The following is a 19,650-nucleotide window of genomic DNA, read 5'->3' on the forward strand; positions in this document are numbered from 1 at the left end:
GGAGCTGTCCTCGTTGGTCGGTACCGTGCGCGCATGGACACGATGAGCACCCGCGCCCTCAACCGCGCCACCCTGCAGCGTCAGCTTCTGCTGGACCGTGCCGCGATGTCCGCCGAGGACGCCGTCGCGCATCTGCTGGGGCTGCAGGCGCAGAACGTCAAGCCGCCGTACTTCGCCCTCTGGTCCCGGCTCGCGGACTTCCGGCCCGAGGAGCTCTCCACGCTCATGGAGGAGCGGGCGGCCGTCCGGATGGTGACCATGCGCTCCACCATCCACCTGCACACCGCCGACGACGCCCTCACCCTGCGGCCGCTGGTCCAGGGCGCCCGTGAGCGCGAGCTGAAGAACTTCCGCAAGGGGCTCGTGGGGGTCGGGCTCGACCGGCTCGCCGCGCTCTCCCGGGAGCTGGTCGAGGAGCGGCCCCGCACCATGAAGGAGATCAGGGAGGCGTTGCTCCAGGAGTGGCCCGACGCCGATCCGATGTCCCTGTCCGTTGCCGCGCGGTGCACCCTGCCGCTGGTCCAGGTCACCCCGCGCGGGCTCTGGGGGAGGAGCGGCCAGGTCGCGCTCACCACCGTCGAGCACTGGCTGGGGCGCAAGACCCAGCCCGTACCGGCGCCGGACGCGACCGTGCTGCGGTATCTCGGGGCCTTCGGGCCCGCGTCCGTGAAGGACATGCAGATCTGGGCCGGGCTCACCCGGCTGAGTGAGGTCTTCGAGCGGCTGCGGCCGCAGCTGGTCACCTTCCGGGACGTGAGTGGTGTGGAGCTCTTTGATCTGCCCGATGCTCCCCGGCCCGACGAGGACACCCCCGCCCCGCCCCGTTTCCTCCCCGAGTTCGACAATCTGCTGCTCTCGCACGCCGACCGATCCCGGATGGGGCCGGCCGAGTACAAGGGCCGTACCTGGAAGGGCAATCAGGCGTACTGCGTCTTCCTGCTCGATGGGTTTCTTGCCGGTGTGTGGCGGCTCAAGGAGGAGAAGGGCGCCGCTCGGCTGGAGATCGAGCCCTTCGGGAAGCCGACGCGCGCCGAGCGGGCGGCGCTGGCCGAGGAGGGGGAGCGGCTGCTCGCCTCCATGACCGGCGCCGCCGAACGCGACGTGCGCTTCGGCGCCTTCACGCAGTGACGTCGCGGCGCAGGCAGTCGTCGAACGTCTCGCGCCGCAGGAGCAGGCGCTCCTGCCCCTCCGCCACCGCCACCAGCGGCGGCCTGCCGACCATGTTGTAGCCCGAGGCCATCGAGAGGTGGTACGCCCCGGACGCCGGTACGGCCAGGAGGTCGCCCGGACGGATGTCCTCGGGGAGCTCCACCGACTCCGCCAGTACGTCGCCCGCCTCGCAGTGGCGTCCCACGACGGTGGCCGTACGCATCGGGGCCGACGAGGCGCGGCCCACCGTGCGGGCGGTGTAGCGCGCCCCGTAGAGGGACGGGCGCGGGTTGTCGCTCATTCCGCCGTCCACCGCCACGAACACCTGGCGGCCCGAGCGCTTCACCGACAGGACGCGGTAGAGCGCTATGCCCGCCGTCGCGATCATCGAGCGGCCCGGCTCCAGGGTGAGGCGGGGCTCCGGATAGTCGAACTCGGCGCAGGCGCGGCCCAGTTCGTCGCGGATACGGCGGCCGAATGCGGCCGGGGCGGGAGCCGGATCGCCCGGCAGGTACGGCACGGCGAAACCGCCGCCGAGGTCCAGTTCGGGGAGCGTGACCCCGTGCCGCTCCCTGATCCGTGCCAGGAAGCCGACCATGCGGTGGGCGGCGCGGGCGTACGGCTCGGTGGAGGCGATCTGTGAGCCCAAGTGGCAGTGCAGGCCGACCAGTTCGAGGCGCGGCTGGCCCAGCACCCGGGCGACCGCGTCCTCGGCGTCCCCGCCGGTGAGCGAGAGCCCGAACTTCTGGCCCTCCGTCCCGGTCCGGATCTTGTGGTGTGCGCCCGCTTCGATCCCGGGCAGGACACGGACCATCACCTGCTGCGGGTCGGGCCCCGTGACCTGGGCCGCGAGGCGGGCGATCTCGCAGTCCGAGTCGATGACGATCCGCCCGACGCCGTGGCGCAGGGCCGCGCGCAGGTCCTCGGGGGACTTGGCGTTGCCGTGCATCACGATGCGGCCGGGCGGGAAGCCGCGCGAGACGGCCAGCTCCAGTTCCCCGGCCGAGCACACGTCCAGGCCCAGGCCCTCCTCCCGTACCCAGTCCACAACTGCCCTGGAGAGAAAGGCCTTTGCCGCATAGACCACCTCGGCGCCCGGGACGGCGCGAAGCCAGGCGCGCGCCCGGGACCGTACCTCCGCCTCGTCGAGCACATACAGAGGAGTGCCGTGACTCCCGGCGAGCGCCGCCAGGGACACCCCGCCGACCAGCAGGTCGCCGCCGGGGCCTGCGACCGCCGAGGCCGGCCACACCGAGGGGGCGCTCAACTCGGGGAGCGACACCAGCGAGACGGTGGTCATCCGTACACCTCTTCCTTGCTGTGGGGCAGAGCGGCGACTTCCCGCACCCGTGTACAGAGATGCCGTTCGGGCCACGGCTTCACGGCCGGCGCGGCGAAGGCCGTGAGCTGCGGATCGACCGTCACGGTCACCACTCCGAGCGGCTCGGCCAGCACCCGCAGGGCCGGCTCGGCCAGCCGGATCCACGCCTGGCGCTCGCCCAGTACGGCGGCGAGCCGCTGGGGGCTGGTGAATCCGACCGCGGTCCGCGCGCCCAACGGCGTCCGCAGGAACCGCAGTTGACACCCTCCGGCAGAGCCGTGCCTGACCGGCACGTAGAGGGGCCCTGCCGGGCGCGGTGAATGGGGTTCCGGGTCCTCGGGGGCGAGGGTCTGCATGATGTCCTCCGGGCGTAGTGCGAGCGGGACCCGTTCTCCGGGTCCGTCCACTCGAAGCTATGCCCGGCGGGAGTGCGTGCAGCCGGTCCCTGACGCGCCGCTGACCCTCAGGCGCCGTACTTTGACGTGGCTCTGACGCCCGGTGCCTCAGTCCGCCCGCCCCGTCGCGGCCACCGTCACCCCGAGCCCGATCATCGCGAAGCCGCCCGCCCCGCCGATCAGCGACAGACGGCGCTCCGAGCGGCCGAACCAGGAGCGGGCCGCGGAGGCCGTCAGACCCCAGAGGGTGTCCGTGACCAGGCCGATCGAGATCGGCACCAGCCCCAACAGCAGCATCTGCACCGGGACATGACCCGCCGCGTGGTCCACGAACTGCGGCAGTACGGCGGCGAAGAAGACGATCCCCTTCGGGTTCGTCAGCCCCACCAGCGCGCCGTCCGCCACCGTCCGCACATCGCCGCGCGCCGCCGGTGCCGTCCGCGGGGCGAGCGAGGAGAGCCTCATCTCCTTGCGGTGGCGGAAGGCCTGCACCCCCAGGAACACCAGATACGCCGCCCCCGCCAGCTTCAGCGCCATGAACACCACCAGCGAACGCTCGACCACCGCCCCCACACCCAGCGCGACGATCACCACCAGCAGATACGAGCCGAGTACATTGCCCAGCGCGGTGGCGACCGCGGTCCTGCGGCCATGGGCGAGCGCGCGGCCGATGATGAACAGCACGCTCGGGCCGGGGATCGAGATGATCAGCAGAGACATCGCCGCGAAGGCGAGAAATCGGTCGGTGGACACCATGTCCCACACCCCCTCAGACGCCCCATCCAAGCAGCCGGGCCGGGCGCGGGCCATGGTGCGTCAGGGCAGCAACCCCGCCCGGCGGGCAGCCGCCACCGCCTCCGTCCGGCTGTGCGCCCCCAGCTTCCTCATCGCGGAGCGCAGATACCCCTTCACCGTCTCCGCCTTCAGCCCCAGCGCTTCCCCGGTCACCGCGTTGGTCGCCCCGGCCGCCACCCACGTCAGTACGTCGACCTCGCGCGGCGCCAGCACCACCTCGCGCACCGGCGCCAGCGTCGGCGGCGCGGGCGCCAACCAGCCGCAGACTGCGAGGAGTTCGTCGCGCAGCAGCGGGTCCACGATGTGCGGAGCCAGCGCACGCAACGCGCTCCGCGTCTCCCGGATCAGCTCCGGGGCGTCCGCGCCGCACACCGGCTCGCGCGCCGCCGCCAGCAGGCGCTCCGCCTCGTCCCGTACGAGCAGGGACTGCTCCACGTCGCGCGCCGCCTCCACCGCGGCGCCGAAGGTCCGGTCGCCGAAGGCCGTGGGCGTACGGAGCGCCCCGTACAGCACGCCGCGCACCTTGCGGCGTACGACGACCGGCACCGCGAGGACCGCACGCAGCCCCTCCGCCGTGACCGGGGTGTCGTACTCGTGGCTGATGTGCAGCGACGACCGGTAGTCGAGCACCGCGCAGGGCCGGGAGAGCGCGATCGACTTCCCGCCCAGGCCGTTGCCCGTCGAGACGGCGAGACCGCGCAGGGCGTCGGTCGACGTGCCGCTCAGCTCGGCGATACGGAAATGGTGCGCGCCGCCGAGCAGCCCGCCGAAGGCCACCGGCAGCCCGGTGGTACGGCGCAGCCTCAGCAGCGCCGCCCGCATCTCCACTGCATCCACCACATCACGATCGTAGTGAAGGGACCGCGCGGCCACCTGGTTCTTGATTTCCGGATGCGGTTGAGTGCCTAATCACCGCAGAAGAAGCGGTAGTTCCTCCACTTCCGGGAAGCGAGCGCACCATGCGGACGCCGATGACCGTCACCGATTTCCTCGACCGCGCCGAGTGGGGCTTCGCCTCGGCCCCCGGTGTGATCGACGAGCCGAACCAGCCCGCCCCGCCGGTGCCCACCTCGACGTACGGAGAGCTCGGCGACCGGGTCCGCGCCTGGCAGGCGGGCCTCGACGCATGGGGTGTCGGACCGGGGGAGCGGGTGGCGGTGGTCAGCCACAACTCCGCCCGGATGCTGGAGCTGCTGTTCGCGGTGCCGATGAGCGGCCGGATCTGCGTGCCCATCAACTTCCGGCTGAAGCCCGACGAGATCGACTACATGGTGCGCCAGAGCGGCGCCTCGGTGCTCTTCGTCGACCCGGAGCTGGACGGTCCGCTCTCCGGGGTCAAGGCGCGCCACCGGTTCGTCCTGGGCGACCGGACCGAACGGGAGTTCATGCGGTTCGGCGTGGAGCCGCGCCCGTGGGCGGACCCGGACGAGGACGCCACCGCGACCATCAACTACACGTCGGGGACCACCGCGCGTCCGAAAGGCGTACAGCTGACGCACCGCAACATCTGGGTCAACGGGCTGACCCTGGGCCTCCACACCCGGGCCTGGGAGCGCGACGTCTATATGCACACCCTCCCCATGTTCCACTGCAACGGCTGGGGCATGCCGTTCGTCATGGCGGGGCTCGGGGTGAAGCAGGTGGTGCTGCGCAAGGTCGACGGGGCGGAGATCCTGCGCCGGGTCGAGGAGCACGGGGTCACACTGATGTGCGGAGCCCCCGCGGTGTGGAACGCGGTCCTGGACGCCGCGGCGACCTGGGACGGCGAGATCCCCGGCCGCGACCGGGTGCGGGTCGTGTGCGCGGGAGCGCCGCCGCCGAGCCGGACGATCCAGCGAATGGGCGAGGAACTTGGCTGGGAGTTCACCCAGATCTACGGTCTGACCGAGACCTCCCCGCTCCTCACGTTCAACCGCACGCAGCCCGCCGACGACGAGCTGCCGGCCGCGGAGCGGGCAAGGCGCCTGGCGCGCGCGGGAGTTCCGGCGCTCGGGGTCAGGCTGAAAGTCGCGGAGTCCGGTGAAGTGCTGGCCCGCTCGAACACCGTGCTCGAGGGGTACTGGGAGAAGCCGGAGGAGAGCGCGGCGGCGCTGGAGGACGGCTGGTTCCATACCGGTGACGGCGGAACGATCGACGAGGCCGACGGTCATCTGACGATCTCGGACCGGAAGAAGGACGTGATCATCACCGGCGGTGAGAACGTGTCGTCGATCGAGGTGGAGGACACAATTTTCAGCCATCCGGCGGTCGCCGAGGTCGCGGTCATCGGCGTACCGCACGAGAAGTGGGGCGAGACGATTCTGGCCCTCGTCGTGCTCGCCGAAGGGGCGAGCGCGCAGGAGGCCGACATCATCGCCCATTGCAAGGAGCGGATGGCCGGCTACAAGGCGCCGACCTCGGTCGAGTTCCGTGAGGCCATCCCGCGTACCGCAACGGGCAAGATCCAGAAGTTCAAGCTGCGTGAGCCGTACTGGTCGGGGCTGGACCGGGGCGTCAACTAGGTGCAACTGGAGTACCTGCTTCATGTTTTGAGCACGAATTACACACAACTCACTTCTGCGCGGGCCCCCTATGGTCTAAGTTGACTTTGCCCCACACGGTGGGACTCCGGGCGATAAATGATGATCTTTGGGTTCAGGTTCCAGAGATGATCAACTCCCGGAGCCGTATGGGGTGTTGGGGGCAGGGGGCACACGGGGGCTTCGGCGGCGATGCGCACACCCGGATGAACTGACCGGGTGTGCGGGGCTGTTGCCGTCGAAGTGGGTTGTCCAAGTAGGGCTGAAGTAGTGGGGATGTCGTGTACCGGGGGGCGACGCCTTCCGGGAGCAACGGCTGTGGGTGACCACGCCGAACTACTTGGGACCGGGGGGTTCTATGCGGCAGGGGGGATTAGTCGACCCTTTTCCGTCGGCGCGAGGGCGTCTGACGGACGGGGCGATGGGTCAGCCGGCGAGCGACTGGGAACAGCGCTACAGGCGCAATGTGATCATCAGCGACACCTTGGCCACCTTCGTGGTGGTGGCATCGATCGGCCAGTTCTTCGGGGCCAGAGATGCCGCCAACTGGCATGAGAAGTGGGGGATTCTGGCCTTCGGCACCGAGCTGCTCGTGCTCGGAGCGCTCACCCTGAGCCGCTCGTGGGCGCCGGCCGTGCTCGGTCAGGGCGCGGAGGAATTCCGCAGGCTCGGACGCTCGCTCTTCACGGTGGTCGTCGTACTGGCGCTCGGTGGGATCGCTCTCACCTCGCGCAACATCAAACTCTGGATCTTTGTCGCGATCCCCATGATCGGGATCGTGACCATGACCGAGCGGTATCTGCTCCGTCTCTGGCTGCACCGGCAGCGCAAGGTCGGACAGTGTCTGCGACCGGTGCTCGCCGCCGGGAGCCCCGACACGGTGCGCGACCTGATCAACCGGACCCGCAAATTCCCGCACCTCGGCTGGCGCGTCGAGGCCGTGTGCACGGTGGACGGGCGGGGACTCGACGGCGACCAGCTGGACGGAGTGCCGGTCGTCGGTCAACTCGCCGACGCCGCGGGCCATGTGCGCCGTGACGGCTACCGGGTCGTCGCGGTCACACCGGACCCCTACTGGTCACCGGACCGGCTCCAGAAACTGGCCTGGAACCTCGAAGGCAGCGATGCCGAGATGGTCGTGGCCCCCGTGCTGATGGAGGTGGCGGGCCCGCGGCTGCACGTCGACGCGGTGCTCGGCATCCCGCTGCTGCGGGTCAGCATGCCCGCCTTCACCGGAGCCCGCCGGGTGATCAAGGGGGTCATGGACCGGGTGGGCGCGGCGATCCTGCTGGTGATGCTCATGCCGCTGCTGGTGCTCGTCGGGCTGCTCGTGGTGGTGGACAGCAGGGGTGGGATGGTCTACCGCCAGCGCAGGGTCGGCAAGAACGGCCGCGAGTTCATCATTCTCAAGTTCCGCACCATGTCGGCCGGGGCCCACGCCGCACGGGCCCAGCTCGCCGATCGCGACGAGGGTGCGGGGCTGCTGTTCAAGGTCCGCGGGGACCCCCGGGTGACCCGGGTGGGAGCCGTACTGCGGCGGTACTCGATCGACGAAGTCCCGCAGCTGTTCAACGTGTTGACCGGATCGATGTCACTCGTCGGTCCGCGGCCTCCGCTGCCGGAGGAGTCCGCCGCGTACGGTCCCGACATCCGGCGACGCCTCCTGGTCAAGCCCGGGCTCACCGGCCTGTGGCAGATCAGCGGACGCAGCGATCTGCCGTGGGACGAGGCGGTCCGGCTCGACCTGCGGTATGTGGAGGACTGGTCGCTCGCCCTGGACGCGGTGATCTTGTGGAAGACCTTCCGTGCGGTGATCCACGGACAGGGCGCGTACTGATGCGAGGGGGGCGCCGTCCCGACGGCGCCCGGACAGCAGGCCGTCAGGGCCTGCCTGGGGGGAGGAACAAGTCATGAGGGTCAGCGTTTTCGGGCTCGGTTACGTGGGCTGCGTGTCGGCCGCGTGCCTGGCGAGCATGGGGCACGAGGTCATCGGGGTGGACGTGAACCAGGTGAAGGTCGACCTGGTCAACGACGCCAAGGCGCCCGTGGTCGAGGAACGGATCGGCGAGCTCATCGCCGACGTCGTGGGGAGCGGAGCCTTACGCGCCACCCGTGACGTCCGCGAGGCGATAGCCGGCAGCGAGATATCGCTGATCTGCGTGGGCACGCCGTCGGAGGCCAACGGCAGCCTGTGCACCACCTACTTGGAACGGGTCACCGAGGAGATCGGTGCAGCGCTCGCGGAGCGGGGCGGGCGGCACACCGTCGTCTTCCGCAGCACCATGCTCCCCGGCACCTGCCTGGACCTGCTCGTGCCGATCCTGGAGAAGAGCCTCGGCGGCTCGGCCGGGGCGGGCTGGGGCGACGTGGGGGTCGCGGTCAACCCCGAGTTCCTGCGCGAGGGCACGAGCGTGAAGGACTTCTTCGACCCGCCCAAGACCGTGATCGGCGAGCTCGACCCGGCCAGCGGCGACGCGGTGACGGCGCTCTACGACGGCCTGCCCGGCGAGGTGTTCCGGGTGCCGGTCCCGACGGCCGAGGCGATCAAGTACGCGGACAACGCGTTCCACGGCCTCAAGATCGGCTTCGCCAATGAGCTGGGCGCGGTCTGCCACGCGCTCGGGGTGGACTCGCACCAGGTGATGGACGTCTTCCTGGCCGACCGCAAACTGAACGTCAGCCCCGCCTATCTGCGGCCCGGCTTCGCCTTCGGCGGATCCTGCCTGCCCAAGGACCTGCGCAGCCTGGTGTTCGCGGCGCAGCGGGCCGACGTCTCGGTGCCGATCCTGTCCCATGTCCTCGCCTCCAACTCCGACCATCTGCAGCGTGCGGTGGACCTGGTCGAGCGCACCGGCAAGCGCCGGGTCGGCCTCTTCGGCCTCTCCTTCAAGCCCGGCACCGACGACCTCCGCGAGAGCCCGCTCGTCGAGCTGGCGGAGCGGCTCTTCGGGAAGGGCTACGACCTGCGGATCTACGACGCCAACGTGAGCCTCTCGCGGCTGCTCGGCGCCAACCGGGAGTACATCGAGAACCGGCTCCCGCACCTCGCGCAGCTGCTCGCCGACTCCGTCGAGGAAGTGCTCGAGCACGCCGAGGTGTGCCTGGTCGGGACCAGGGATCCGGAGGTGGTCGCGGCGCTGCCCCATGGCGAAGGGCCGCTGATCGTCGACCTCGTCCGCCTTCCCGACGCCGAAGCGCGCCGGACCGAACAGGGGTACACGGGTCTTGTCTGGTGACACGAGCAGTACGGGCCGGCGCGCGCTGGTCCTGGTGGAGAACCTGTCGGTGCCGTTCGACCGGCGGGTGTGGCAGGAGTGCACGACGCTGCAGGGCGCGGGCTGGGAGGTGCACGTCATCTGCCCCCGGGGGGAGAAGCGGGACACGGAACCGGAGGCGGTGATCGACGGGGTGCGGATCCACCGCTACCCGTTGCGCGCGGCGACCGGGGGACCGGCAGGCTACCTGCGGGAGTACGGCTCGGCGCTCTGGCACACGGCCCGCCTCGCCCGCAAGGTCGGCCCGGTCCATGTGGTCCACGCCTGCAACCCGCCCGACCTGCTGTTCCTGGCGGCACGGTGGCTGAAGCGGCGCGGCGCACGGTTCGTCTTCGACCAGCACGACCTCGTACCCGAGCTGTACCTCTCGCGGTTCGACCGCGGCAAGGACCTGCTCTACCGCGCCGTGTGCGCGCTGGAGAGGCGGACCTACCGGGCCGCGGACGTCGTGCTCGCCACGAACGAGAGCTACCGGGACGTCGCGGTGAGCCGTGGCGGCCGCCGCCCCGAGGACGTCTTCGTGGTGCGCAGCGCGCCCGCGGTCGACCGGTTCCAACCGGTGGACCCCGAACCGGAGTTGAAGCGCGGCAAGGCTCATCTCCTGTGCTACCTCGGTGTCATGGGGCCGCAGGACGGCGTGGACTACGCCCTGCGGGCCCTCGCGAAGCTGCGCGACGACTTCGGGCGGACCGACTGGCATGCGGTGTTCGTCGGCTCCGGCGACGCGTTCGACGCGATGGTGGAGCTGTCCCGGCAGCTCGGGCTCGAGGAGCAGGTGCAGTTCACCGGGCGCATTCCGGACGCGGACCTGGTGCGCTATCTGTCCACCGCGGACGTCTGCCTCTCTCCGGACCCGCGCAATCCGCTCAACGACGTGTCGACCATGAACAAGGTCCTGGAGTACATGGCGATGGGCCGGCCGATCGTCTCGTTCGACCTGCGCGAGGCACGCGTCTCCGCCGGTGAGGCGGCCGTCTACGCGCCGGCCAACGACGAGGCCGAGTTCGCCAAACTCATCACGACGCTCCTCGACGATCCGCAGGAGCGGGCCCGGATGGGCCGCATCGGCCAGGAGCGGATCAGCGGGCCGCTCGCCTGGAGCAATTCGCAAGCGTCGCTGCTCGCCGCCTACGCCGCTGCCTGCGGGGACGGTACGACGGCCGGAACAAGGAAGAGGCCGGAGCGTTGAACGAAGACACGATCCGCCTGGCCACGATCGGGCGGATGCTCCACCGGAGGTGGCGCCTGCTCGCCGTCCTCACCGTGGTGGGCGCGCTCGTCGGCCTCGGAGCCGCGGCGGTGTTCCCGCCGAGCTACACCACGTCGGCATCGGTCCTGCTGCCAGGGCAGTGGGAGGAGCGCGAACTGCTGACGCAGGTGGACATCGCGACCAGTGGCACGGTGCTCGACCGTACGGCCGTCGAGCTCGGCTGGACCCGGGTCAGCGGTGACGAACTGCGGGGCAAGGTGACCGCCAAGGCCTCCGACGGGAACATCATCAAGATCTCGGGTACGTCCGACACCCCGGAGCACGCGCAGCGGCTCGCCGACCAGGCCGCCAAGGAATTCGTCACGTTCGCCGTACGGATCGCGGGCGGCAGCAACGGCTCCGACGCGACCACGGGGCTCGCGGCGCTGCGCAAGCAGGTCGAGGACACCAACCGCCGGATCAGCGAACTGTCCAAGTCCGCCGATCCGGGGAAGACCGTGGAGGGCGTACAGGCCCGTACGTCACTGGAGAAGCTGACCACCTCGCTGGAAGAGGCCATGACGAAACTGGCCGAGGCTGACCCGGCGAACGTCAAGGCCGGCATGGTCGTCATGGGGCCCGCGGCCCGGCCGACCGGTGAGGCACCGCCGACGCGGATCCAGCTCGTCGTCGCAGGGGCGCTGGTGTTCTTCCTGGTCGCGGTGGTCTGCCATCTCGCCGCCGCGCGGGTGAACAGGCGGCCGCGCAGCGAACGGGAGATCGCCGCCGCTCTGGGATCGGCGCTGCTCGGCATCGTCGACGTACCGGACGACCGGCACGCGCACCTGCCGGAAGCCGGCAGCGCGCAGGCCCGGCTCCGCCGTCTCCTCCGCGTCGACACCCGGTGGGACGCGCCGATTCCGCAGAGGGCCGTCGACACGGCCGCCGGGCGGATCGGCTACCGGCGGGTGTGTGCCCGCCTCCGGGACCAACTGCCCGCCCACCAGGAGCTGTTGGCCGTCGTACCGGAAGGCGACGCGATCGCCCGCCGGGCGGCCGGGCAGCTCACCGCCGAGGCCCCGGGCGATCTGGTCCTGCGGACGGTGGAGGTTTCGGCGGACCGGCCGATGGTGCCGGACCGTACCTCCGAGTCCGGGGCCCTGGTCGTCCTCAGCGCGGGCACCTGGACCACCACGGAGCTCAACGGCATCGCGCAGGCGTGCGCGGACGCCGGGCACGAGGTCGTCGGCGTCGTCGTCTCCGACCCGGTCCTCTCCCGCCCGTCGCCGTCCGCCGGACATCCCCTGGACCAGGTGAATCCGGCGTCGTCGGTCCGCAGCCACGCGACAGGAGGCCCGGCGTGACAACACGTACGACTACGGATTCGCCGGCAGCCGCACCCCTCTTCGACCTGCAGGCACTGGTGGTGGCGGTCCGCAGACGCCGCCGTCTCTGGTGCGTCCTGGCGCTGCTCGGCCTGCTCGCCGGCGCGGCGGTCGCGGTCCTGCTGCCGCCACCGCCGAGCGCGGTGACCAAGGTGCTGGTCGCGCATGCCGAGGACCAGCCGAACGACACCGGGACGCTGATGCGCACCGATGTGCAGGTCCTCGCGACCACCCGGATCGCCGAGCTGGCCCTCACGTCCCTCAAGTCCCAGGAAAAACCAGAGGACTTCATGAAGGACTACCGGGGCACCGGCCTGACCAACAACCTGCTGCAGATCGATGTGACGGGGGACACCGACGCGCAGGCAGTGGCCCGCGCCAAGGCGCTGGCCGATGCGTTCGTCAAGGACCATGTGCAGCGGATGCAGGACACCGCGAAGGCCGAAGCCGACGCCCTGCTCCAGCAGCGTGACCGGATGCGCGAGGAACTCACCCAGGTCAACGAGGAGATCGGGACCCAGTCGCCGGAGGCCGACCCGAAGGCGTCGGCGAGCCTCGAGACGCTCTACGCCCGCCGGGCCGAACTCAACTCGCGGATCGCCGACTTCGACGAGCGCGCCGCGGATGCGCGGACGGGTACGCCCAAGGTCATCGCCGGTACGCAGATCGTGGACGCCCCGCGTGTCGTGCAGCACTCCCTGCCCAGGACGATGGTCACCGACGCCGTGATCGGGTTCCTCCTCGGGCTCGTCCTCGGGGTGGCGCTGGCCGCGGTCGGCGTGGTGGTGCGCGACCGGCCCGTGCTGCGCCGGGACATCGCCGCGCACCTGGGCGCCTCGGTCATCTCGGAACTTCCCCGCCGCCGGGGCAGGTTGTGGCAGCGGCGGCGGACCCGGGTGGCCCGTGAACGGCTCACCACGAGCCTGTCGCGCACCGTACGCGGATCCACCGAAACGGTGTCGCTGCTCGAACTGGGCAGTGCGCACGCCACGAGCGCGATCGCCCTGGCCGTCGGCAGAGCACTGGCGGCGGAGGGGCCCGCGGTCCTCGTCGACGGGCTGCCCCGGCTGCAGCTCGCGGGCCGCCGGCCGAAGCCGGGAGACCCCACCGTCGTCAGCGGCGAGCGTGCCGCGGCCGCCCCGCACCAGGGCCGTCACCTCGGCGTCGGCTCGGTGGCGCCGGGCACGGCGTGGACCGACCTTCAGTACCTCGGCACCCAGACCGTGCTCGTCGTACGCGCCGGGCACGGCAGCGCCGCCTGGCTGCACACCGTGGCACGGCAGTTGGCGGACCAGAACATCGCGGTGATCGGCGTGGTGCTGATCGACCCGGACCCGCGGGACCGGACCGACGGCACGCTGTGGGACGGACTGCAGACCGCGTTGCGCGGCCGGATCGAGCGAGGGGTCGCCCGCCAGAACGGGGCGGGCCCGCGGCGCCCGGAGCGGCAGCCGATGTGGGCCGCACGCGGCGCGGACAACGACCAGGAGGCGCGCTAACACATGTGTGGCATCGCAGGCACGTACCGATGGCCGGACGGGAAGGCCGTGACCGACCGGCTCACGGGCATCCTCGCCCACCGCGGTCCGGACGCGTCGGGCCGTTACGGTCACCGGGCCGGTGACGGCGAAGTCCAGCTCGGACACCGCCGGCTGTCCATCATCGACCTGTCCGAGACCGGCGCGCAGCCGATGGTCTCGGACGGCCTCGCCCTGACGTACAACGGCGAGCTGTACAACGCGCCCGAACTGCGGGCCGAGCTGGAATCCGCAGGTGTCCGCTTCCGCGGCACCTCCGACACCGAGGTGCTCCTGGAGGCCTGGCGGCGCTGGGGCACGGACTGTCTGCCCCGGCTGCGCGGCATGTTCGCGTTCGGGATCTTCGACGAGCGCACGGGTGAACTGGTGCTGGCCCGCGACCAGTTGGGCATCAAGCCGCTCTTCCTGCTCCGGCGCGCCGGGGGCCTGGCGTTCGCCTCCGAACTCAAGGCGCTCGCCACCGCGACGGGCGGCGCGCTGGAGGTGGACCGGGCCGCGATGGTCGCCTCGCTCCTCTACTACTGGGTGCCGGACTCCCGGTGCGCGCTGCAGGGGGCGGAGAAACTGCCGCCGGGGAGCTGGCTGCGGTGCAGGCCCGACGGCGGGGTGGAGCGCGGGCAGTTCTGGAACCTGAAGGACGTCGCCGCCGAGGGCCAGGAGCGGGCCAGGGCCGGCGAGCAGATCGACCTCGCCGCGATCGTCGAGGACTCGACGCGGCGCCATCTGCTCTCCGACGTCCCCGTCGCGACGTTCCTCTCCGGCGGTCTCGACTCCAGCTATCTGACCGCGCTCGCGGCCCGCCACCAGCCGGGGATCTCCGCGTACACGATCGGATTCCGCGCCGAGGACGCCAAGTTCGAGGCGATGCCGGACGATCTGCGCTACGCCCGGCAGGTGGCGGCACAGTTCGGGGTCGATCTGCACGAGATCGAGATCGCCCCGAACGTCCTCGACCTGCTGCCGAAGATGACGTACCACCTGGACGAGCCGATCGGCGACCCCGCCGCGATCAACACGTATCTGATCTGCCAGGCCGCCCGGGAGGCCGGGGTCAAGGTGATGCTCTCGGGGATGGGCGCCGACGAACTGTTCGCCGGATACCGCAAGCACCTGGCCAACCTGATCGCGGTCCGCTACCAGCGGGTGCCCAGGCCCCTGCGGCGCGGAGTCTCCGCGGCCGTGGACCGGCTGCCGGTCGCGTCGGCCCGCCGCGGATACCGGTCGGTGCGCTTCGCGAAACGGTTCCTCTCCTTCGCCGGACTGCCGGAGGAGACCGCGTTCCGGCGCAGCTACACCATGTACGACCAGGAAGAGCTGCTCGCCCTGATCAACCCCGACCTGGCGGGCACGGTCGACGACGTACTGACCGAACACGCGGACACCTACGCGGACAACGAGCTCGACGACTTCGTCAACCGCATGTGCCTGACCGACGCCCGGATGTTCCTGCCGGGCCTCAACCTCGCCTACACGGACCGCTCCAGCATGGCCGCGTCGACCGAGGTACGGGTGCCGTACGTGGACGTCGAGGTGGTCAAGGCGGCGTTCGCCGTGCCGGGGAGTCGCAAGATCGTCGGCCGGCAGGGCAAGGCCGTCCTCAAGGAGGCGGCCACCTCGATCCTGCCCCGGGAGATCGTCTACCGGCCCAAGGGTCTGTTCAGCGCCCCGCTGCGGGCCTGGATGAGCCGGGATCTTGCGCCGCTGGTGCGCGAGGTGATCAACGACGGCGAGCTCGTCAACTCCGGGTTCCTGCGCCGTGACGCGCTCGCGCGGATGGTCGCCGAGGACGCCGCGGGGCAGCGGGACTTCTCCAAGCACCTGTGGCACGTGCTGACGCTCGAGTACTGGTACCGCGACGCGACCTCCGGCTCCCGCCGGAGCGAAGCGGCCTGACGGCATAGAAAGAACAAGAGGAGCTCGGGTGAAGCAGGTAGTGCAGAACTACAAGAGCGGAGAGCTGGCGGTGCTCGACGTTCCGGTTCCGGGATGCAAGCCGGGCGGGGTGCTGGTCCGCACCGTGTACTCGCTGATATCCACCGGGACCGAGCTCATGAAGGTGTCCGAGGCCGGCATGTCCATGCTCGGGAAGGCCCGTTCCAGGCCCGACCAGGTGGCCAAGGTCATGCAGAGCGTGGCCACCAACGGGGTGCCCGCCACCTACCGCAAGGTGATGGGCAAGCTGGACTCGTACACGCCGCTCGGCTACTCGCTGTGCGGGGTCGTCGAGCAGGTCGGCGCCGGGATCGACGATGTGAAGGCCGGCGACCTCGTGGCCTGCGCCGGCAACGAGCACGCGCTGCACGCCGAGCTGAACTGGGTGCCGAAGAACCTCTACGCGCCGGTGCCCGACGGCCTCGCGCCGCGCCACGCGGCCTTCGGCACCGTCGGGTCGATCGCACTGCAGGGCATCCGCCAGGGCGAGCCGCAGCTCGGCGACGTGGCGCTCGTCATCGGCCTCGGCCTCATCGGGCAGCTCGTGGTGCAGCTCCTCGTCGCCTCGGGCGTACGCGTCGTCGGCGTCGACCCCGACCCGGCGCGCTGCGAGCTCGCCGAGCGCACGGGCGCCGCGGCCTGCGGCGACCCCGCGTCCGCCGCCGTGGAGGCCGTCGTCGCCGAACTCACCGACGGCCACGGCGTGGACACCGTGTACCTGGCCGCGGGCGGCGGCAGCAACCAGCCCGTCGAGCTGGCCGCCCGGCTCTGCCGGGACCGCGGCCGGGTCGTCGACATCGGCAAGTGCCGCCTCGATCTGCCGTGGAACGCGTACTACGAGAAGGAGCTCGACGTCCGCTTCTCGCGTTCGTACGGTCCCGGGCGCTACGACCCGGAGTACGAGCTGGAGGGCCGGGACTACCCGATCGGCTATGTGCGCTGGACCGAGCGCCGCAACCTGGCGTGCTTCCTCGACCTCGTGGCCCGCGGCCGCGTCGACGTGGAGCCGCTGATCTCGCACGTCGCCGACTTCGACGACGCCGTGGAGACCTACCAGCGCCTGAAGGACGGCGAGTTGAAGGCCGTCGCCGTGCTGTTCAAGTACCCCGAACAGACGGCAGTCGAGGCCGAGTCCCCTTCCGTGGCCGTGCCCAGGGCGACCGTGAAGCCGGGCCCGGCCCGGGCCGCCAAGGGGCCGGTGCGGCTCGCTTTCGTCGGCGCCGGGAACTATGCGACGTCGATGCTGCTGCCGCACCTCACCAAGCGCGAGGGCGTCGAACTGTCGACGGTCGTCACCACGACGGCGCTCTCCGCGGCGAACGCGCAGCGCAAGTTCGGCTTCGCCGAGGCGACCACCGACCTCGACGCCGTGCTCGGCGACAACTCCATCGACGCGGTGTTCGTGGTCACCCGGCACAGCTCGCACGCCGAACTGACCCGCCGGGCACTCCTCGCCGGCAAGGCGGTGTTCGTCGAGAAGCCCCTGGCCCTCACCGAGGACGACCTGGCCGGAGTGCTCGCGGCGGTGGAGGAGTCCGGCAACGACCGGCTGCAGGTGGGCTTCAACCGCCGGTTCTCGCCGCTGCTGCAGGAGGCGAGCAAACGGTTCGGCGCCCGTACGGGACCGGCGAGCCTGCGCTACCTGATCAACGCGGGCCGGCTGCAGCACGGCAGCTGGTACCTCCAACAGGCCGCCGAGGGCTCGCGGTTCGCCGGAGAAGGCGGACACTTCATCGACACGGCGAGCTGGCTGCTCGGCGCCGACCCGGTCTCCGTGTACGCGGTCGCCACCGCCGGCAACGAGGACCTCCAGGTCGTGCTCCGCTACCCGGACGGGTCCACTGCCACCATCAGTTACGTCACCACGGGCGCCCCCGGCTTCCCGAAGGAGACCCTCGACCTCGTCGCGGACGGCAAGGTGCTGCGGCTCGACGACTTCGTCCGCGCCTCCGTCCACAGCCAGAAGAAGTGGGTCAGCTCCCGGCTGCCCAAGGCCAGGGACAAGGGCCAGAACGCCGAACTGGCCGCTTTCATCAAGGCAGTTCGGACCGGCGGCCCGATGCCGGTGCCGCTGGAGTCGCTGGTCGCCACCACGGCGGCCACGCTCGCCGTACAGACCGCACTGGGCGCCGGTACGCCGGTGACGCTGGCGGGGCCGCGATGACCGCGAGCTCGGGCAGCGCGGGCTGGTACCTGCGGCGCCTGACCCGGATGGGGCCGCAGGAGATCGCGGGCCGCGTCGGCGACACGGTGCGCCGGCGGCGGTGGCGGTCGGCGCCGCCCGAGTGCCCGGCCGTGACCGGCGCCCGGTTCACCGCCGTACTGCCCGAAGGGGCGGTCGACGCCGTGTCCCCCGACGCGGCGAAACTCCTTCTCGCCGCGGCGGACCGCCTGATGTACGGGCGCGCCGAGTACTTCGGCGTGCTCCGCGACGACCTGTCCGAACCGGACTGGTGGTACGACCCGAAGACTGGGCGCCGGGCCGCGGACGGCTATGCCTTCGATGTGCCGTACCGGGACGAGAACACGGTCGGGGACATCAAGCAGATCTGGGAGCTCTCCCGCCACCAGCACCTCACCCAGCTCGCCGCCGCCTACGCGCTCACCGGGAACGAGCGGTACGCCGAGCGCGTCGCCGAGCACCTGTCCTCGTGGTGGGAGACCAACCCGCCGCTGCGCGGGGTGCACTGGGTCAGCGGCATCGAGCTGGGCATCCGGCTGCTGTCCTGGGTGTGGGTCCGCAGGCTGCTCGACGGCTGGCAGGGCGCGGCCACCCTGTTCGAGGACAACCCGACGGCCGTGCAGCAGATCTGGTACCACCAGCGCTGGCTGGCCGCCTTCCCCAGCCGGGGTTCGTCGGCGAACAACCATGTGATCGCCGAGGCGGCGGGGCAGTTCGCGGCGGCCTGCGCGTTCGACTGGTTCGACTCCTCGGCACGCTGGCGGGACGACGCGCTGCGCTCCCTGGAGCGGCACCTGCGCTCCAACACCTTCCCCTCGGGACTCAACCGCGAACTGGCCACCGAGTACCACGGACTCGTCCTCGAGCTCGGTCTGGCGGCGCTGGCCGAGGCGGACGCCGCGGGCGTACCGGTCCCGGCGACCGTCCGCCGCGTACTGCTGCGGATGACCGACGCGCTCGCGGCCGTCGTGGACAACCGGCTGCGGCCGCCGCGTCAGGGTGACGCGGACGACGGTCACGGTCTGGTCCTGGACGGGGCGGGATGCGACCGCTGGGCCTCGCTCCTCGCCACCGGGGACGCCGTGTTCGGGCGGCTCGACTGGTGGCCGGAGGTGACCGGCGCCGACGTACGCACTCCGCTGCTCGCCGCGCTGATCAAGCCCGCCCAGGCTGCAGCGAGCCGCCCGGCGACCCGGCCGGCGCACTTCGCCGACGCGGGGCTCACCATCCTGCGCGGCCCCGGCGAGATCTGGTGCCGCTGCGACGGCGGGCCGCACGGCTTCCTGTCCATCGCCGCGCACGCACACGCCGACGCGCTGTCCGTGGAGGTACGGCACGACGGGGTCGACGTGCTGGCCGACCCGGGGACGTACTGCTATCACGGGCAGCCCGCATGGCGGCAGTACTTCCGCTCGACCCTCGGCCACAACACCCTGCGCCTCGGGGGCGCCGACCAGTCCGTCTCCGGCGGCCCCTTCCTGTGGACCCGGCAGGCCAGGACCCGCGTCCTGACCGCCGACCCGACCGGCGTACCCGTGGCCCGCTGGTGCGCCGAGCACGACGGCTACCGGCCCGCCGTGCACCGACGTAGGGTCGAACTGGCCGCCACCAGCAGGGAGTTGACGATCTTCGACGAGGTGCGCGGCACGGGCGGGGAAGTGACGCTGGCGTTCCACCTCGGCCCGGAGATCGCCGCGGACCTGGTGGGGGGCCGGGCACAGCTCACCTGGATCAAGGACGGAGAGGGGCGCTCCGCGGTCCTCGACCTGCCGGAGCAACTGGCCTGGCGGGCACACCGCGGCGAGAGCGAACCTTCCCCAAGCTCTTCGAGCAGGGGATACCCCATGCTCGGCTGGTACTCCGCCGGATTCGGGCGCAAGGAGCCCACCACCACGCTGGTCGGCACCGGTGACACCAACGGCGTCGCGGCGGCGGGGGAGTTCACCACCGTACTCAGGTTCCAAGGCTAG

At 71.3% G+C, this 19,650-nt stretch carries 14 protein-coding genes; 10 read left to right on the forward strand and 4 right to left on the reverse strand.

The window, feature by feature from the left end; all coding sequences use genetic code 11:
* Nucleotides 1–33: 33 nt before the first annotated feature.
* Complete coding sequence (locus tag OG707_RS32830) at nt 34–1,128, forward strand: winged helix DNA-binding domain-containing protein (RefSeq protein WP_329124823.1); 1,095 nt, start codon at nt 34–36, stop codon at nt 1,126–1,128.
* Here OG707_RS32830 and lysA read toward each other — a convergent pair.
* From lysA to OG707_RS32850, 4 genes are all read right to left on the reverse strand, one after another.
* Nucleotides 1,118–2,449 carry a diaminopimelate decarboxylase gene (lysA, locus tag OG707_RS32835; protein ID WP_329124825.1) on the reverse strand — a complete coding sequence of 444 codons (1,332 nt, stop codon included), beginning with the start codon at nt 2,447–2,449 and terminating at the stop codon, nt 1,118–1,120. The two genes, OG707_RS32830 and lysA, sit on opposite strands and share 11 nt — an antisense overlap.
* A complete protein-coding gene (locus OG707_RS32840) occupies nt 2,446–2,826 on the reverse strand; it encodes an SAV_915 family protein (RefSeq protein WP_329124827.1) in 381 nt (126 codons plus the stop codon). The genes lysA and OG707_RS32840 overlap by 4 nt, the downstream gene beginning before the upstream one ends.
* A 147-nt stretch (nt 2,827–2,973) precedes the next feature.
* Nucleotides 2,974–3,621, reverse strand: a complete 648-nt coding sequence (locus tag OG707_RS32845; protein WP_329124829.1) for a LysE family translocator — start codon at nt 3,619–3,621, stop codon at nt 2,974–2,976.
* Nucleotides 3,622–3,681: 60 nt separating this feature from the next.
* Entirely contained in the window at nt 3,682–4,482 is an 801-nt protein-coding gene (locus OG707_RS32850; protein WP_329128101.1) for a response regulator transcription factor, read from the reverse strand.
* A gap of 137 nt (nt 4,483–4,619) precedes the next feature.
* On the opposite strand from OG707_RS32850, the gene OG707_RS32855 reads away from it, so the two are divergent.
* The 9 genes from OG707_RS32855 (at nt 4,620) to OG707_RS32895 (ending at nt 19,650) form a co-directional block, all read left to right on the forward strand.
* Nucleotides 4,620–6,161, forward strand: a complete 1,542-nt coding sequence (locus tag OG707_RS32855; RefSeq protein WP_329124831.1) for an AMP-binding protein — start codon at nt 4,620–4,622, stop codon at nt 6,159–6,161.
* Between the two features lie 376 nt (nt 6,162–6,537).
* Nucleotides 6,538–8,016, forward strand: a complete 1,479-nt coding sequence (locus OG707_RS32860; protein ID WP_329128103.1) for a sugar transferase — start codon at nt 6,538–6,540, stop codon at nt 8,014–8,016.
* 73 nt (nt 8,017–8,089) lie between these two features.
* Entirely contained in the window at nt 8,090–9,415 is a 1,326-nt protein-coding gene (locus OG707_RS32865) for a nucleotide sugar dehydrogenase (protein WP_329124833.1), read from the forward strand.
* Nucleotides 9,405–10,643 carry a glycosyltransferase family 4 protein gene (locus OG707_RS32870; protein ID WP_329124835.1) on the forward strand — a complete coding sequence of 413 codons (1,239 nt, stop codon included), beginning with the start codon at nt 9,405–9,407 and terminating at the stop codon, nt 10,641–10,643. The genes OG707_RS32865 and OG707_RS32870 overlap by 11 nt, the downstream gene beginning before the upstream one ends.
* Complete coding sequence (locus tag OG707_RS32875; protein WP_329124837.1) at nt 10,640–12,007, forward strand: Wzz/FepE/Etk N-terminal domain-containing protein; 1,368 nt, start codon at nt 10,640–10,642, stop codon at nt 12,005–12,007. The genes OG707_RS32870 and OG707_RS32875 overlap by 4 nt, the downstream gene beginning before the upstream one ends.
* Complete coding sequence (locus OG707_RS32880; protein ID WP_329124839.1) at nt 12,004–13,527, forward strand: Wzz/FepE/Etk N-terminal domain-containing protein; 1,524 nt, start codon at nt 12,004–12,006, stop codon at nt 13,525–13,527. The genes OG707_RS32875 and OG707_RS32880 overlap by 4 nt, the downstream gene beginning before the upstream one ends.
* Before the next feature lie 3 nt (nt 13,528–13,530).
* Entirely contained in the window at nt 13,531–15,459 is a 1,929-nt protein-coding gene (gene asnB / locus OG707_RS32885) for an asparagine synthase (glutamine-hydrolyzing) (protein WP_329124841.1), read from the forward strand.
* Nucleotides 15,460–15,487: 28 nt separating this feature from the next.
* Nucleotides 15,488–17,662, forward strand: coding sequence for a bi-domain-containing oxidoreductase (locus OG707_RS32890; RefSeq protein WP_329124843.1), 2,175 nt, complete (start codon nt 15,488–15,490; stop codon nt 17,660–17,662).
* Nucleotides 17,659–19,650, forward strand: coding sequence for an alginate lyase family protein (locus tag OG707_RS32895; RefSeq protein ID WP_329124845.1), 1,992 nt, complete (start codon nt 17,659–17,661; stop codon nt 19,648–19,650). The genes OG707_RS32890 and OG707_RS32895 overlap by 4 nt, the downstream gene beginning before the upstream one ends.

The organism is Streptomyces sp. NBC_01465, from assembly GCF_036227325.1.
Taxonomy (GTDB): Bacteria; Actinomycetota; Actinomycetes; order Streptomycetales; family Streptomycetaceae; genus Streptomyces.